Below are 16,439 nucleotides of genomic sequence, written 5' to 3' on the forward strand. Positions count from 1 at the left end.
TGGGGCCTTAGCTCAGCTGGGAGAGCGCCTGCTTTGCACGCAGGAGGTCAGCGGTTCGATCCCGCTAGGCTCCATTAGGATAGAATCCTACTGAACTTAATAAAGAAGTGAAGTTGAATACGAGACTAACTTCTTAGGAAAAAAGATAAACTTCCTTGTGTTCATGGAACACAGCGTTAGTTTCTTATTTTTCTACAGAAGTTTTCGCAAGCGAACCGTCTCTTAATATCCTAAATTTAGCACATTGAAAATTGAATAACGATATCAAATAGTAACAAGAAAATAAACCGAAAACGCTGTGAATATTAATGAGTATATGACTGAGAGGTCAAAAATAAGGTTAAGTTAGTAAGGGCGCACGGTGGATGCCTTGGCACTAGGAGCCGAAGAAGGACGTGACAAACGACGAAATGCCTTGGGGAGCTGTAAGTAAGCGTAGATCCAGGGATGTCCGAATGGGGGAACCCAACAGGTAGATACCTGTTACCCGTATCTGTTAAGGATATGAGGAGGAAGACGCAGTGAACTGAAACATCTAAGTAGCTGCAGGAAGAGAAAGCAAAAGCGATTGCCTGAGTAGCGGCGAGCGAAAGGGTAAGAGGGCAAACCGAGAAGTTTACTTCTCGGGGTTGTAGGACTGCGATGTGGACTTAAAGATTATAGAAGAAGACCTTGGGAAGGGTTGCCAGAGAGAGTAAGAGCCTCGTATTTTAAATAATCTTTATACCTAGCAGGATCCTGAGTACGGCGGGACACGAGGAATCCCGTCGGAAGCTGGGAGGACCATCTCCCAACCCTAAATACTCCCTAGTGACCGATAGTGAACCAGTACCGTGAGGGAAAGGTGAAAAGCACCCCGGGAGGGGAGTGAAAGAGAACCTGAAACCGTGTGCCTACAACAAGTTCGAGCCCGTTAATGGGTGAGAGCGTGCCTTTTGTAGAATGAACCGGCGAGTTACGTTATGATGCGAGGTTAAGTTGAAGAGACGGAGCCGTAGGGAAACCGAGTCTGAAGAGGGCGCATAGTATCATGATGTAGACCCGAAACCATGTGACCTACCCATGAGCAGGTTGAAGGTGAGGTAAAACTCACTGGAGGACCGCACCAGGGCACGTTGAAAAGTGCTTGGATGACTTGTGGGTAGCGGAGAAATTCCAAACGAACTTGGAGATAGCTGGTTCTCTCCGAAATAGCTTTAGGGCTAGCGTCGACAGAAAGATTCTTGGAGGTAGAGCACTGTTTGGGTGAGGGGTCCATCCCGGATTACCAATCTCAGATAAACTCCGAATGCCAATGAATTATGGTCGGCAGTCAGACTGCGAGTGCTAAGATCCGTAGTCGAAAGGGAAACAGCCCAGACCACCAGCTAAGGTCCCAAAATAATTGTTAAGTGGAAAAGGATGTGGGGTTGCACAGACAACTAGGATGTTAGCTTAGAAGCAGCTATTCATTCAAAGAGTGCGTAATAGCTCACTAGTCGAGTGACCCTGCGCCGAAAATGTACCGGGGCTAAAACAATTTACCGAAGCTGTGGATCCTTTAGGGGATGGTAGGAGAGCGTTCTATGTGTGGTGAAGGTGTACCGTGAGGAGCGCTGGAACGCATAGAAGTGAGAATGCCGGTATGAGTAGCGCAAGACAGGTGAGAATCCTGTCCACCGTAAGACTAAGGTTTCCAGGGGAAGGCTCGTCCGCCCTGGGTTAGTCGGGACCTAAGGAGAGACCGAAAGGTGTATCCGATGGCCAACAGGTAGAGATTCCTGTACTAGAGTATAGAGTGAAGGAGGGACGCAGTAGGCTAACTCAAGCGTGCGAATGGAAGAGCACGTCTAAGCAGTGAGGTGTGATAGGAGTCAAATGCTTCTATCTGTAACATTGAGCTGTGATGGGGAGCGAAGTTTAGTAGCGAAGTGAGTGACGTCACACTGCCAAGAAAAGCTTCTAGCGTTAATTTATACTCTACCCGTACCGCAAACCGACACAGGTAGTCGAGGCGAGTAGCCTCAGGTGATCGAGAGAACTCTCGTTAAGGAACTCGGCAAAATGACCCCGTAACTTCGGGAGAAGGGGTGCTGGCTTAAAGTCAGCCGCAGTGAATAGGCCCAAGCAACTGTTTATCAAAAACACAGCTCTCTGCTAAATCGTAAGATGATGTATAGGGGGTGACGCCTGCCCGGTGCTGGAAGGTTAAGAGGAGTGCTTAGACGTAAGTCGAAGGTATGAATTGAAGCCCCAGTAAACGGCGGCCGTAACTATAACGGTCCTAAGGTAGCGAAATTCCTTGTCGGGTAAGTTCCGACCCGCACGAAAGGCGTAATGATTTGGGCACTGTCTCAACGAGAGACTCGGTGAAATTTTAGTACCTGTGAAGATGCAGGTTACCCGCGACAGGACGGAAAGACCCCATGGAGCTTTACTGCAGTTTGATATTGAGTGTCTGTGCCACATGTACAGGATAGGTAGGAGCCAAAGAGATCGGGACGCCAGTTTCGATGGAGGCGATGTTGGGATACTACCCTTGTGTTATGGCCACTCTAACCCGGATAGGTGATCCCTATCGGAGACAGTGTCTGACGGGCAGTTTGACTGGGGCGGTCGCCTCCTAAAAGGTAACGGAGGCGCCCAAAGGTTCCCTCAGATTGGTTGGAAATCAATCGCAGAGTGTAAAGGTATAAGGGAGCTTGACTGCGAGAGCTACAACTCGAGCAGGGACGAAAGTCGGGCTTAGTGATCCGGTGGTTCCGTATGGAAGGGCCATCGCTCAACGGATAAAAGCTACCCTGGGGATAACAGGCTTATCTCCCCCAAGAGTTCACATCGACGGGGAGGTTTGGCACCTCGATGTCGGCTCGTCGCATCCTGGGGCTGTAGTCGGTCCCAAGGGTTGGGCTGTTCGCCCATTAAAGCGGCACGCGAGCTGGGTTCAGAACGTCGTGAGACAGTTCGGTCCCTATCCGTCGCGGGCGAAGGAAATTTGAGAGGATCTGCTCCTAGTACGAGAGGACCAGAGTGGACTTACCGCTGGTGTACCAGTTGTTCTGCCAAGAGCATCGCTGGGTAGCTATGTAGGGAAGGGATAAACGCTGAAAGCATCTAAGTGTGAAACCCACCTCAAGATGAGATTTCCCATAACGTTATGTTAGTAAGAGCCCTGAGAGAAGATCAGGTAGATAGGTTAGGAGTGGAAGTTGTGTGAGCAATGGAGCGGACTAATACTAATAGCTCGAGGACTTATCCGAGAAATAAATTCATTGAGAAGCAGCGCAAGGTTTAGCCTGTAGTATTTGAGACGTTATTCAATTTTGAGTGTGTTAGATACTCAGCAGTTAAGTGACGATAGCCTAGGAGATACACCTGTACCCATGCCGAACACAGAAGTTAAGCCCTAGAACGCCGGAAGTAGTTGGGGGTTGCCCCCTGTGAGATATGGTAGTCGCTTAGCATTTATCCGGCATAGCTCAGTTGGTAGTAGCGCATGACTGTTAATCATGATGTCGTAGGTTCGAGTCCTACTGCCGGAGTTGATACATGATTAGAAACCCTGATATAATCGGGTTTCTTTTTTGCTATTTTTAAAATAGAATGCAGAATCTCGGGTTAAAATTATTATTTATAACACTAATTCAGGCTCTTGGTTGATGAAAAGCAGAGGACGAAGTTCATTCTCTTTTTTTTATGTTCAAAGCAATGAGAATGTATTTTTTTAAAATTTTCATTTTTAGAGAATGAGTTACACTGTTTCATTTATCGAGAGGATTGTATTATCTTAATCAAATTAAGATTGTTTGGTTTTTAGACTGCTCATGGATGATTATATTTTGTAATAGATTTCCAGGTGAGATGCCTGACGAGTTCACCTATAAATAATACACTCTGGGGAGATTACGCATAGCAATCAATCAAAATTTGAAAATTTTTAGTTCGTACTCCTACCTACCCTATTCTGTTGCTTTTATCATCAGCTACTACATCAAGATTTTGGGGTTAATATAATGCAAGTGGCTGAGCAAAAACTCAATTCATGGTCAAAGTGTAATAATCGCTTATAGCGAAAAAAGCTTAAAATCAACCTTTTAATTAACTTGATTTTAAGCTTTTTGACTATTTTTATGAATTTTTACCTAGACTCTCAATTTTTATTCAAAAAAAGCTTTGTACAGTGCTTTTATAGCTGCTTTTTCTTGTTCGGAATTGATAACAATCATGATAGAAACTTCACTAGATCCTTGGGAAATCATTTGGATATTAATGTGATTATCTGACAGTGCTTTAGTTGCGGTAGCAGTCAAACCGATGTGACTTTTCATTTTTTCACCGACAATCATAATGATTGAGAGATCATGTTCGATTTCTGCGTGGTCAACTTCTAATTTTTGTCTTAATTGACGAAGAATTTCTTCCTCTTTAATGGGGGTTAACTCACGATCCCGAAGAATAATAGATAAGTCATCGATACCGGTAGGCATGTGCTCCCAGCGGATATTTAGATCTTCCAATATTTGCAGAACTTTTCTACCAAAACCGATTTCACGGTTCATGAGGTATTTAGACATGTTAATACTGGTGAAATGGGCATCTGCAGCAATACCTACTACAGGGAAGTCCCTGTTGCTGTGCTTTAAAACAATTTTTGTACCAGGATGAGTAGGGTTATTTGTATTTTTAATAACGAGTGGAATTTTCCCACGGTAAGCTGGAATGAGTGCTTCGTCATGTAATACAGTAAAACCTGCATAAGCTAATTCGCGCATTTCGCGATAAGTTAATTCTGGAATGGAGTGTGGCATGTGGATAATGCCAGGGTGTGCTGCAAAAATACCATCAACATCTGTAAAATTTTCATAAAGATCAGCTTTTACACCTGCAGCAATAATAGAGCCAGTAATATCAGACCCACCACGTGAAAAGGTGCAAATCTGGTCGTTTTTTGTTACTCCAAAGAATCCTGGTATAATCAATACTTCATCAGCTTCATTTAATTCTTCGATTTTATCATAACTGGAGGGGAGAAGTCGCGCATTTCCTGGTTCACTGGACACAATAAGTCCTGCTTCTCTGGGATGAACATAACGTGCATTTATCCCATTTTGGGAGAAATAGGCTGCAGTAAGTTTCGCATTATTATTTTCACCTGCAGCAAGAAAAGTATCGTACAAGAACTTATTATTTTCGATAGGAAGGCTTGCGAGCTTTTGGAAACTTTTTGAAATTCTTTCTAGAATATTTGGTTTGAGCTGCAGTTCTAACGCCATATCTCGATAACGCTGAATAATCCATTGTTGGTGCTTTGTTACGTCATTACCAGCAACATAGTCTCTATAATATTTAATGAGGGCATCTGTTACCTTTGTATCCTGAGTGCTTCTCTTCCCAGGCGCAGAGACAATCACGAATCGACGTTCAGGATCAGCTTTTATAATCTGTAATACTTTTTCTAATTGACCAGCAGAGGCAAGTGAACTTCCTCCAAATTTAACAACTTTCATAAATTCTCCTATAGGCTGATTGTTTAAATTATAGCAAAATTCTGAAATCTTTTCAAATTTACTTGTGCTTACTTGCTAAAGCAAATATTTTATGTTAGAATGTAACCATATTATTTGATATTCAAATAATTTAATTGACAAAGAAAATAATTGTCGGAGGCAATTAAATGCAATTTGAAAATATTTTATATAACGTTAATGACGGTGTTGCAACATTGACTTTGAATCGCCCAGAGGTTTCCAATGGGTTTAATGTTCCCATGTGTGAAGAAATTTTAAGAGCGATAAAAATGGCTTCTGAAGATGAAGAAATCCAAATTTTGCTCATCAATGCAAATGGGAAAGTATTTTCTGTTGGCGGTGATTTGGCAGAAATGCAACGAGCGGTGGAGGCAGATGATATTCAGTCTTTGGTCAAAATTGCTGAATTGGTCAATGAAATTTCTTACTCAATGAAACAATTATCTAAGCCGGTCGTTATGAGTGTAGATGGGCCAGTCGCTGGTGCAGCAGCTAATATGGTAGTCGCCGCGGATTTCTGTATTGCAACGGATCGTTCTCGTTTTATTCAAGCTTTTGTGGGAGTAGGTCTTGCTCCTGATGCGGGTGGTCTATATTTACTTGCTAGAGCGATTGGTGTGACGAGAGCAACTCAATTAGCAATGACAGGTGAACCGTTAAACGCAGAAAAAGCTTTAAATTATGGTCTTTTGTATAAAGTTTGTGAAGTTGAAAAGTTAGAAACTACAACGAATCAAGTGATTAAGAAGTTGAAACGTCATTCACTTAATTCTTATCGTGCTATTAAAGAATTGGTATGGAAGAGTTTGTTTACTGGTTGGGATGAGTATGCAAAACTCGAACTACAGTTGCAGAAGACATTGGCTTTCACAGAAGATTTCAAAGAAGGGGTGCGAGCTTATGCTGAGAAGCGTCGACCAAAATTTTCTGGGAAGTAAAAAAGTAGTTGCAATTTAATTTGATATTTGATATACTTTTTTAGTCAAATGTTTTGATGTTGAAAGTTTTTTGTTAGAGGAGGATAGATTTTTGAATTACCAATTAGTCAATGATTATTTAACATCTATTTTCAATAATGTATTGGTTATTGAAGAATCTAGTTTGAGAGGCAGTCGCTTCAAAGATATCTCTATCAAAGAAATGCACACGATTGATGTTGTTGGAAAAAATCCCAATGCGACTCCTAGTCGCGTAGCAAAGGAATTGATGGTGACATTAGGAACCGTAACAACTAGTTTAAATAACCTTGAAAGAAAAGGCTATATTGAACGGACACGTTCAGAAGTTGATCGTCGTGTCGTTCATCTGAATTTGACAAAAAATGGTCGCCTGATTTATCGCTTGCACAGAAGATTTCACAAGAGAATGGTTGAAAGAATCATTGAAGGAATGGATGCTGAAGAGATGAAGGTCATGGGAAAAGGTCTGACTAATCTGTATCATTTTTTAGAGGATTTGAAATAATGAACTATGCTAAAATTAGTCAAGTTGCTCATTATGCTCCAAGTCAGGTAGTTACAAATGATGATTTGGCAAAAATAATGGATACGAGCGATGAATGGATTTCAAGTCGAACAGGAATAGAGCGTCGTCATTTATCACAAATAGAATCAACGAGTGTTTTGGCTACCAAGGTGGCAGAACAATTGTTGAAAAAGGCGAATATCCATGCAGATGAGCTAGACTTTATCATTGTGGCAACTATCACCCCAGACTCTATGATGCCTTCAACGGCTGCACGAGTTCAGGCAAATATTGGTGCAAATCATGCTTTTGCCTTTGATTTAACAGCGGCTTGTAGTGGATTTATCTTTGCTTTATCAACAGCTGAAAAGTTGATTTCTTCAGGTCGTTACCAGAAGGGTTTTGTTATAGGAAGTGAAACCTTATCAAAAGTCCTTGACTGGTCTGATCGTTCAACTGCGGTTCTTTTCGGTGATGGTGCTGGTGGTGTTTTGCTAGAGAGCTCAGAGCAGCAGCATTTTTTAGCTGAAAGTCAATATACAGACGGTTCGCGTGGGGAAAGCTTGACTTGTGGTAAAGTTGGTTTATCTTCACCTTATTCTGAAAAGGAAGAGGCGGCACCATATTTGACAATGGATGGTCGAAAAATTTTTGATTTTGCTGTTCGAGATGTGGCAAAATCTATAAAAAATACGATTGAATCCAGTGATATTCAAGTGGAGGATATTGACTATTTACTATTACATCAGGCCAATATTCGTATTTTAGATAAAATGGCGAAAAAGATTGGTGTAACAAGGGAAAAACTTCCTGCAAATATGATGGAATATGGGAATACGAGTGCAGCGAGCATTCCAATTCTTTTATCTGAGTGTGCTGAAAAAGGACTCATTCACCTTGATGGCAGTCAAACAGTTTTGCTGTCAGGATTCGGTGGAGGTTTGACATGGGGCACACTTATTGTTACAATTTAGTTATTATGTGGTAAACACATGAATATAAATATTTATTTTTAAAGGAGTCTATCATGGCAGTATTTGAAAAAGTACAAGAAATTATTGTGGAAGAACTTGGTAAAGAACCTTCAGAAGTTACTCTTGAGTCAACTTTTGATGATCTTGACGCAGATTCATTGGATTTGTTCCAAGTTATCTCAGAAATTGAAGATGCATTCGATATTCAAATCGAAACCGAAGAAGGATTGAACACAGTTGGTGACTTAGTTGCCTACGTTGAAGAAAAAACAAAATAAAAAGATGAAACGGGGCTGAGATAAGATTCTCGCCCTCTTTTGAAAAAGGTATTGAGGTAGGCAGTAAAGTTGACTGTATAACCGATTTTCTTTTGAGAAAAGAGCAAGAGACAGTTGATTTTGCTGGGGTGGAACAATAAAATCTATAGTTGGATGGCATGTTTCACTCCCTCTTGTTTAGGTAATAGTTTGATTTTCAAAGTATACAAGTGCTTGAACTGAAAGGATTGAGCCATTACTTAAGCAATATAAAGGAAGGTATTATGCAAACACGTGTTACAGAATTGTTAAATATTAAATATCCTATTTTCCAGGGTGGGATGGCCTGGGTTGCTGATGGTGACTTGGCTGGTGCAGTTTCTAAAGCGGGAGGTCTTGGCATTATCGGTGGTGGTAATGCACCGAAAGAAGTTGTCAAAGCTAATATTGATAAAATTAAGTCATTGACAGACAAACCTTTTGGCGTGAATATCATGCTGTTGTCACCGTTTGTGGAAGATATTGTTGACTTAGTGATTGAAGAAGGTGTCAAGGTTGTGACAACTGGTGCAGGAAATCCAAGTAAATATATGGCTCGTTTCCACGACGCAGGTATTACAGTCATTCCAGTAGTTCCAAGTGTAGCATTGGCTAAGCGAATGGAAAAAATTGGTGCAGATGCAGTCATTGCTGAAGGAATGGAAGCAGGTGGGCATATTGGAAAATTAACCACCATGACTTTGGTTCGTCAGGTAGTTGAAGCAGTTGATATTCCTGTGATTGCAGCGGGTGGAATCGCAGATGGTCGCGGTGCAGCTGCAGGCTTTATGCTTGGTGCAGAGGCTGTTCAAGTGGGAACACGTTTCGTCGTTGCAAAAGAGTCAAATGCGCACCAAAATTATAAAAATATGATTTTGAAAGCTCGGGATATTGATACCACTATTTCTGCTCAACATTTTGGTCATGCGGTACGAGCTTTGAAAAATAAACTAACTAGAGAATTTGACCAAGCAGAAAAGGATGCTTTTAAGCAAGAAAATCCTGATTTAACTGTTTTTGAGAATTTAGGAGCTGGCGCTCTTGCAAATGCAGTTGTTCGCGGTGATGTTGAACATGGTTCTGTCATGTCAGGACAAATTGCGGGGCTTGTCAGCAAGGAAGAAACAGTTGAAGAAATTTTAAAAGATATTTACTACGGTGCAGCAGAGGTAATCCAAAAAGAAGCTAGCCGTTGGGCAGGAGTAACTAGAAATGACTAAAACAGCCTTTCTATTTGCAGGTCAGGGTGCTCAGTATCTGGGAATGGCTCGTGACCTTTACGATCAGTTTGATGTAGTGAGGGCAACCTATGATGAAGCAAGTCAAGTATTGGGCTATGATCTACGATATCTGATAGATAATGAGGAAGAAAAGCTCAACCAGACACGCCATACTCAGCCAGCAATTTTAACCACTTCGGTTGCTATTTACCGATTATTGCAAGAAAAAGAAATGCAAGCTGATATGGTAGCAGGCCTTTCTCTTGGGGAATACTCTGCCATGGTAGCAGCAGGTGCTTTGGATTTTAAAACAGCGGTTGCTTTGGTTGCGAAACGTGGTGCTTTTATGGAAGAAGCAGTTCCTGCTGGCTCTGGTAAAATGGTTGCGGTTTTAAATGCTGATTTAGCTACAATTGAAGTAGCTTGTCAAAAGGCAAGCCAGCTGGGAATTGTATCACCAGCAAACTACAATACGCCTAGTCAGATTGTCATTGGTGGCGAAGCAGAAGCGGTTGACAAAGCTGTGGAATTGTTAAAAGAAGCTGGTGTTAAGCGTCTCATCCCTTTGAATGTCTCTGGTCCATTTCATACAGCTTTGCTAAAACCTGCAAGTGATAAACTGGTAAAAGTTTTAGAAACAGTTGAATTTGCTGATTTCAAACTTCCTTTGGTAGGCAATACCAAAGCAACTGTCATGGAACAAGGACAAATTAAGGAACTCTTAACTCGTCAAGTTATGGAACCAGTTCGTTTTTATGATAGTATTGCAACGATGCAAAAAGCTGGTGTAACTAATTTTATTGAAATTGGTCCAGGTAAGGTTCTTTCTGGTTTTGTTAAAAAAATTGATAAATCAGCAAAGGTTGCTCACGTTGAAGATGTTAGAAGTTTATCTACTCTTCTAGAAAATAAGGAATAGGTATGGAACTGAAAGGTAAAAATGTTTTTATAACTGGTTCAACACGTGGAATTGGTCTTGCAATGGCACATAAGTTTGCAAGTCTAGGTTCCAACATTGTTTTAAACGGTCGCCGTGAGATTGATGAGGTGCTCGTCTCTGAATTTTCAGATTATGGTGTACAAGTGGCTTCTATCTCTGGTGATGTGTCAGATAGCACGGATGCTAAGCGGATGGTAGAAGAAGCTATCGAAAAACTTGGAAGCGTGGATATTCTAGTCAATAATGCAGGGATTACAAAAGATAAACTCATGCTAAAATTGACAGAGGAAGATTTTGAACAGGTCTTGAAAGTGAATCTTGTTGGTGCTTTTAATATGACTAAAGCGGTTTTGAAGCCAATGTCGAAAGCTCGTCAAGGTGCTGTTATCAATGTATCAAGTGTGGTTGGTTTGATTGGCAATGTCGGTCAAGCAAACTATGCGGCTTCTAAGGCTGGACTGATTGGATTTACTAAGTCTGTAGCGCGTGAAGTAGCAGCTCGCAATGTACGAGTGAATGCTATTGCGCCAGGTATGATTGAGTCAGATATGACCGATGTTTTGTCTGATAAAGTGAAAGAAGCTACGTTAGCACAAATTCCAATGAAACGCTTTGGGAATACCAACGAAGTGGCAGAAGTGGCAGCCTTTCTAGCTCGTCAAGAGTATTTAACTGGGCAAGTCATTGCCATTGATGGCGGGTTAACCATGAGGTAGAAGATGACTAAAACGTACGAGTTTTAAGCATGTGATATATTTTCTTAATAAAGGAGTTTGAAATGAAACTAAATCGAGTTGTTGTAACAGGATATGGAGTAACTTCACCTATTGGAAACACACCCGAAGAGTTTTGGGATAGTCTAAAAGAAGGGAAGATTGGTATTGGTCCAATTACGAATTTTGATCCTAGTGTGATTGGTGTACATAATGCAGCAGAAATTAAAGATTTCCCGCTAGAAAAACATTTTGTTAAAAAAGACAAAAATCGTATGGATATGTATTCTATTTATGCCATTCATGCAGCTTTAGAAGCGTTAGAAAATGCTCATCTAGATACCGAGACAGTTGACCATGATCGATTTGGTGTCATTGTATCTAGTGGGATTGGTGGCTTAAAAGAATTGCAAGATCAAATTATCCGAATGCATGAAAGAGGAGCCAATCGTATCCAACCGCTCTTCATTCCTAAAGCACTTTCAAATATGGGAGCTGGAAATATCGCTATTCGTGTGGGAGCTAATGGGGTATGTAAATCTATTACAACTGCTTGTGCGTCTTCTAATGATGCTATTGGAGAGGCATTCCGTGAAATCAAATTTGGTTTTCAAGATGTTATTTTAGCAGGTGGTTCTGAATGCTCTATCAACGAAATTGGCATCGGCGGTTTTGCAGCTCTTACAGCTCTGTCCACAAATGAAGATCCAAAACGTTCATCTATTCCATTTGATAAAGATCGAAATGGATTTGTAATGGGAGAAGGTGCAGGTGTTTTGGTAATTGAAAGCCTAGAACATGCTGAAAAACGTGGGGCAACGATTTTAGCAGAAATTGTGGGATATGGAAATACTTGTGACGCTTATCACATGACAACACCATCACCAGCTGGTACAGGGGCTGCTAAAGCTATGAAACTAGCCATTGAAGAAGCAGGATTACAACCTTCAGACATTGCCTATGTGAATGCTCACGGGACTTCCACACAAGCCAATGAAAAAGGTGAAAGTCAAGCGATTGTTAGTGTTCTTGGAAAAGAAGTACCAGTTTCTTCTACGAAATCTTTCACAGGTCACCTTCTTGGTGCAGCTGGTGCAGTAGAAGCTATTGCAACGATTGAGGCAATGCGTCATAACTTTGTACCGATGACTGCAGGAACGCAAGAACTTTCAGATGATATCGAGGCGAATGTCATCTATGGTCAAGGGCAAGAACATGATATTCCGTATGCGATTTCAAATACCTTTGGCTTTGGTGGGCACAATGCTGTACTTGCATTCAAGCGCTGGGAGGCTTAAATGAATATCAATGAAATCAAAGATTTGATGGCTCAATTTGACCAATCAAGTCTGCGTGAATTTTCTTATAAAAATCAAAGTGATGAATTAACGTTCAGTAAAAATGAAAGAACAGTTGAATCAATTGCTCCTTCTGCAGAGGATTCAACAGTGAACACCAATCTTGTTTCACAAGTCGAAGTTACCCAGCCAACTGTTCCTCCAATTGTGGAGGAAACCATTAGTCCAGAAATACCCATAGCTGAAGGCGATGTAGTAGAAAGTCCATTGGTTGGAGTTGCTTATCTTGCTTCAGGTCCTGATAAACCTTCTTTTGTTTCTGTTGGCGACCAAGTGAAGAAAGGGCAAACCTTGATGATTATTGAGGCCATGAAAGTGATGAACGAAGTACCATCACCTAAAGACGGTATTGTGACAGAAATCCTTGTCCAAAATGAAGAAATGGTCGAATTTGGGAAAGGTTTGGTGCGGATTAAATGATTGATATCAATGCGATAAAAGAAGCTCTTCCACATCGTTACCCTATGCTGTTGGTTGATCGTGTGTTGGAAGTAAAAGAAGATGAGATTGTAGCGCTTAAAAATGTCACAATCAATGAGCCTTTTTTCAACGGACATTTCCCTGAATATCCTGTCATGCCGGGAGTTCTTATTATGGAGGCTTTAGCTCAAACAGCCGGTGTTTTGGAATTGTCCAAGGAGGAAAATAAGGGGAAATTGGTCTTTTATGCCGGAATGGACAAGGTGAAATTTAAAAAACAAGTTGTTCCTGGTGATCAGCTCATCATGACAGCGAAGTTTGTGAAGCGTCGTGGCACCATTGCGGTTGTGGAAGCGAAAGCAGAAGTTGACGGGAAGTTGGCAGCGAGTGGTACTTTAACTTTTGCCCTCGGACAATAAAAAAGGAGATTTCACCATGTTTCGTAAGATTTTAATTGCCAACCGTGGGGAAATTGCGGTCAGAATTATTCGGGCAGCTAGAGAGTTAGGGATTGCGACAGTAGCAGTCTATTCTACTGCTGACAAAGAAGCTCTCCATACTTTACTGGCGGATGAAGCGGTTTGTATAGGTCCAGCAAAGTCAACGGAATCCTATCTCAATATGAATGCGGTTCTTTCTGCTGCAGTTTTGACTGGAGCAGAGGCGATTCATCCAGGCTTTGGTTTTTTGAGTGAGAATTCTAAATTTGCGACCATGTGCGAGGAAGTTGGTATTAAATTTATCGGTCCTTCTGGAGCGGTAATGGATTTAATGGGTGATAAAATCAATGCGCGTGCTCAGATGATTAAGGCTAATGTGCCTGTAATCCCAGGTTCTGATGGCGAAGTTCATACGTCAGACGAAGCACTTGCAGTTGCAGAAAAAATCGGCTATCCAGTCATGTTGAAAGCTTCTGCTGGCGGTGGTGGCAAAGGCATTCGGAAGGTTGAAAAAGCAGAAGATTTAGTAGCTGCTTTTGAATCGGCTTCTAGTGAAGCCAAGGCGGCTTTCGGAAATGGCGCCATGTATATGGAGCGGGTTATTTATCCGGCTCGGCATATTGAAGTCCAAATTTTGGCTGACCAACATGGTCATGTTGTCCACTTAGGCGAGCGCGATTGTTCACTTCAAAGAAATAATCAAAAAGTGCTGGAAGAAAGTCCGTCGGTTGCGATTGGCAAAACGCTTCGTCAGAAGATTGGGGAAGCAGCTGTTCGAGCTGCAAAATCTGTCGGATATGAAAACGCTGGAACGATTGAATTCTTATTTGATGAAGGCAAAAGAGAATTTTATTTCATGGAAATGAATACTCGTGTCCAAGTGGAGCATCCGATAACGGAATTTGTAACGGGGGTGGACATTGTTAAGGAGCAAATCAAAATTGCTGCGGGGCAAGAGCTGCCTTTTAACCAAGAAGATATTCATATAACAGGTCACGCGATTGAATGCCGAATCAATGCAGAAAATCCTGCATTTAACTTTGCACCAAGTCCGGGAAAGATTTCCAATCTCTATCTACCGAGTGGGGGAGTGGGGTTGCGTGTGGATTCTGCAGTTTATCCTGGCTACACGATTCCGCCGTATTATGACAGCATGATTGCCAAGATTATTGTTCATGGTGAAAATCGCTTTGATGCATTAATGAAAATGCAGCGTGCGCTCTATGAATTAGAAATCGACGGCGTTGTGACAAATAGCGGTTTTCAGTTAGATTTGATTTCAGACCCACATGTCATTGCTGGCGATTATGATACAGCTTTTCTTATGGAGAAATTTTTACCAGCTTATCAAAAGAAAAAGTAGAGGAGTAAAGGATATAAGTCATGGCTTTGTTTTCCAAAAAGGATAAGTATATTCGGATCAATCCAAACCGTTCCAGTCGTGAGAAACCTCAAGTGAAACCAGAGTTTCCGGATGAACTGTTTTCAAAATGTCCAGGATGTAAGCATATCATTTACCAAAAAGATTTAGGAAGTGAACGGATTTGCCCGCAATGTGGCTATACGTTTCGTATTTCAGCTTTTGAACGCCTCAATTTAACGGTAGATGCCAATAGTTTTGAGGAATTATTTACAGGAATTGAAACATCAGACCCCTTGAAGTTTCCTAAATATCGTGAAAAATTAAGAACTGTCCGTGAAAAAACAGGTTTGGATGAAGCGATACTAACAGGAATTGCGACAATCGGTGGTCAAAAAACTGCACTGGGGATCATGGATTCCAATTTTATCATGGCTTCTATGGGAACGGTTGTTGGTGAAAAAATTACTCGTCTTTTTGAATATGCTACAGAACATCAGTTGCCAGTCACCTTGTTCACAGCTTCTGGTGGCGCTCGCATGCAAGAAGGCATTATGAGTTTGATGCAAATGGCAAAGGTTTCCGCTGCTGTGAAACGCCATTCTAATGCTGGCTTGTTTTATTTGACGATCTTAACAGACCCGACAACGGGTGGAGTGACGGCTTCTTTTGCCATGGAAGGAGACATCATTTTGGCTGAAACGCAAGCGCTTGTTGGCTTTGCAGGCCGCCGAGTAATTGAAACAACTGTTCGTGAAAAATTGCCAGATGACTTTCAAAAGGCGGAATTTTTGCTTGAGCATGGTTTTGTTGATGCCATTGTCAAGCGCTTGGAATTGCGCTCCACCATTGCAATGCTCTTGGCTTTCCATGGAGGTAAACAATGACGAATATTACTCGAATTATTAAAGAAGCACGAGATCAGGCGCGGTTGACAGCTTTGGATTTTGCACAAGGAATTTGCGAGAATTTTATTGAATTACATGGCGATCGTTCTTTTCGAGATGACGGAGCGGTTATCGGTGGAATCGGAACTTTAGATGGTCAGCCCATCACCGTTGTTGGGATTCAAAAAGGACGCAATCTACAGGATAATTTGCAACGGAATTTTGGGCAACCTCATCCAGAAGGTTATCGAAAGGCACTTCGCTTGATGAAGCAGGCAGAGAAATTTGGTCGTCCTGTCGTTACGTTTATCAACACAGCCGGTGCTTATCCAGGAGTCGGTGCTGAAGAGCGCGGTCAAGGAGAAGCTATTGCGCGTAATTTGCTCGAAATGAGTGATTTAAAGGTGCCGATTATTGCTATTATTATCGGTGAGGGTGGCTCTGGAGGAGCACTAGCTTTAGCTGTTGCAGACAAGGTCTGGATGCTAGAAAATTCAATTTACGCGGTGCTTAGTCCCGAAGGTTTTGCTTCTATCTTGTGGAAAGACGGCAGTCGTGCTATGGAAGCTGCAGAACTCATGAAAATCACTTCTCATGAGCTTCTTGATATGGGAGTAGTGGACAAGGTGATTCCAGAAGCAGGACTCAGCAATCAAGATTTATTGTATGCTGTGAAACAAGAAATAGTCGCTGAATTAGCAAATTTGTCTCAACTACCACTTGAACAACTTTTAGAAGCACGTTACCAACGATTTCGAAAATACTAATAAAAATCAGAAGTGGATTAGCTTGTACCGTTCACTTCTGTTTTTTTATTTTTAAAATCCGCTTTTCTGTAATATTTTCTGCTATAATAGAGA

14 protein-coding genes, 2 tRNA genes and 2 rRNA genes are annotated in these 16,439 nt (G+C 41.6%); 17 read left to right on the top strand and 1 reads right to left on the bottom strand.

What is annotated here, in order from left to right:
- The first annotated feature begins 1 nt into the window (after nucleotide 1).
- The 4 genes from EHW89_RS01350 to EHW89_RS01365 all read left to right on the top strand — a co-directional run bounded on the left by EHW89_RS01350 (nucleotide 2) and on the right by EHW89_RS01365 (nucleotide 3,521).
- Nucleotides 2-74 (top strand) — tRNA-Ala (locus tag EHW89_RS01350).
- Between the two features lie 264 nt (nucleotides 75-338).
- Nucleotides 339-3,239, top strand: a 23S ribosomal RNA gene (locus EHW89_RS01355).
- Nucleotides 3,240-3,326: 87 nt separating this feature from the next.
- Nucleotides 3,327-3,442, top strand: a 5S ribosomal RNA gene (gene rrf, locus EHW89_RS01360).
- Nucleotides 3,443-3,447: 5 nt separating this feature from the next.
- A tRNA-Asn gene (locus EHW89_RS01365) sits at nucleotides 3,448-3,521 on the top strand.
- A 615-nt stretch (nucleotides 3,522-4,136) separates the two neighbouring features.
- Here the strand turns inward: EHW89_RS01365 and EHW89_RS01370 are convergent.
- Entirely contained in the window at nucleotides 4,137-5,486 is a 1,350-nt protein-coding gene (locus EHW89_RS01370) for an aspartate kinase (protein WP_126466469.1), read from the bottom strand.
- 167 nt (nucleotides 5,487-5,653) lie between these two features.
- On the opposite strand from EHW89_RS01370, the gene EHW89_RS01375 reads away from it, so the two are divergent.
- The 13 genes from EHW89_RS01375 to EHW89_RS01435 all read left to right on the top strand — a co-directional run bounded on the left by EHW89_RS01375 (nucleotide 5,654) and on the right by EHW89_RS01435 (nucleotide 16,346).
- Nucleotides 5,654-6,445, top strand: coding sequence for an enoyl-CoA hydratase (locus EHW89_RS01375; RefSeq protein WP_003033087.1), 792 nt, complete (start codon nucleotides 5,654-5,656; stop codon nucleotides 6,443-6,445).
- A gap of 91 nt (nucleotides 6,446-6,536) precedes the next feature.
- Nucleotides 6,537-6,971 (top strand): fatty acid biosynthesis transcriptional regulator FabT, encoded by a 435-nt coding sequence (gene fabT / locus EHW89_RS01380; RefSeq protein ID WP_126466470.1) that lies wholly within the window; start codon nucleotides 6,537-6,539, stop codon nucleotides 6,969-6,971.
- On the top strand, nucleotides 6,971-7,945 hold the full coding sequence (locus EHW89_RS01385; RefSeq protein ID WP_126466471.1) for a beta-ketoacyl-ACP synthase III: 975 nt from the start codon (nucleotides 6,971-6,973) through the stop codon (nucleotides 7,943-7,945). Before fabT ends, EHW89_RS01385 begins: the two co-directional genes overlap by 1 nt.
- Nucleotides 7,946-7,998: 53 nt before the next feature.
- On the top strand, nucleotides 7,999-8,223 hold the full coding sequence (locus EHW89_RS01390; RefSeq protein ID WP_003026017.1) for an acyl carrier protein: 225 nt from the start codon (nucleotides 7,999-8,001) through the stop codon (nucleotides 8,221-8,223).
- 263 nt (nucleotides 8,224-8,486) lie between these two features.
- Nucleotides 8,487-9,461: an enoyl-[acyl-carrier-protein] reductase FabK gene (gene fabK, locus EHW89_RS01395; RefSeq protein WP_119005788.1), complete on the top strand. Its 975-nt coding sequence runs from the start codon at nucleotides 8,487-8,489 to the stop codon at nucleotides 9,459-9,461.
- Nucleotides 9,454-10,380, top strand: a complete 927-nt coding sequence (gene fabD, locus EHW89_RS01400; RefSeq protein ID WP_126466472.1) for an ACP S-malonyltransferase — start codon at nucleotides 9,454-9,456, stop codon at nucleotides 10,378-10,380. Before fabK ends, fabD begins: the two co-directional genes overlap by 8 nt.
- Nucleotides 10,381-10,382: 2 nt before the next feature.
- Entirely contained in the window at nucleotides 10,383-11,117 is a 735-nt protein-coding gene (gene fabG / locus EHW89_RS01405; protein WP_022527105.1) for a 3-oxoacyl-[acyl-carrier-protein] reductase, read from the top strand.
- A gap of 62 nt (nucleotides 11,118-11,179) precedes the next feature.
- Nucleotides 11,180-12,412: a beta-ketoacyl-ACP synthase II gene (gene fabF / locus EHW89_RS01410; protein WP_003033777.1), complete on the top strand. Its 1,233-nt coding sequence runs from the start codon at nucleotides 11,180-11,182 to the stop codon at nucleotides 12,410-12,412.
- Nucleotides 12,413-12,892: an acetyl-CoA carboxylase biotin carboxyl carrier protein gene (gene accB, locus EHW89_RS01415; RefSeq protein ID WP_004224978.1), complete on the top strand. Its 480-nt coding sequence runs from the start codon at nucleotides 12,413-12,415 to the stop codon at nucleotides 12,890-12,892.
- Nucleotides 12,889-13,311, top strand: coding sequence for a 3-hydroxyacyl-ACP dehydratase FabZ (gene fabZ, locus EHW89_RS01420; protein ID WP_003043557.1), 423 nt, complete (start codon nucleotides 12,889-12,891; stop codon nucleotides 13,309-13,311). Before accB ends, fabZ begins: the two co-directional genes overlap by 4 nt.
- Nucleotides 13,312-13,327: 16 nt before the next feature.
- Nucleotides 13,328-14,695 carry an acetyl-CoA carboxylase biotin carboxylase subunit gene (locus tag EHW89_RS01425; RefSeq protein WP_004224972.1) on the top strand — a complete coding sequence of 456 codons (1,368 nt, stop codon included), beginning with the start codon at nucleotides 13,328-13,330 and terminating at the stop codon, nucleotides 14,693-14,695.
- Nucleotides 14,696-14,715: 20 nt separating this feature from the next.
- Nucleotides 14,716-15,579 (top strand): acetyl-CoA carboxylase, carboxyltransferase subunit beta, encoded by an 864-nt coding sequence (gene accD / locus EHW89_RS01430; RefSeq protein WP_049517085.1) that lies wholly within the window; start codon nucleotides 14,716-14,718, stop codon nucleotides 15,577-15,579.
- The gene (locus EHW89_RS01435; RefSeq protein WP_049508699.1) at nucleotides 15,576-16,346 is read left to right on the top strand and encodes an acetyl-CoA carboxylase carboxyl transferase subunit alpha; all 771 of its coding nucleotides are present in this window, start codon (nucleotides 15,576-15,578) and stop codon (nucleotides 16,344-16,346) included. The genes accD and EHW89_RS01435 overlap by 4 nt, the downstream gene beginning before the upstream one ends.
- Nucleotides 16,347-16,439 lie beyond the last annotated feature (93 nt).

It is taken from the genome of Streptococcus periodonticum (assembly GCF_003963555.1).
Taxonomy (GTDB): Bacteria; Bacillota; Bacilli; order Lactobacillales; family Streptococcaceae; genus Streptococcus; species Streptococcus anginosus.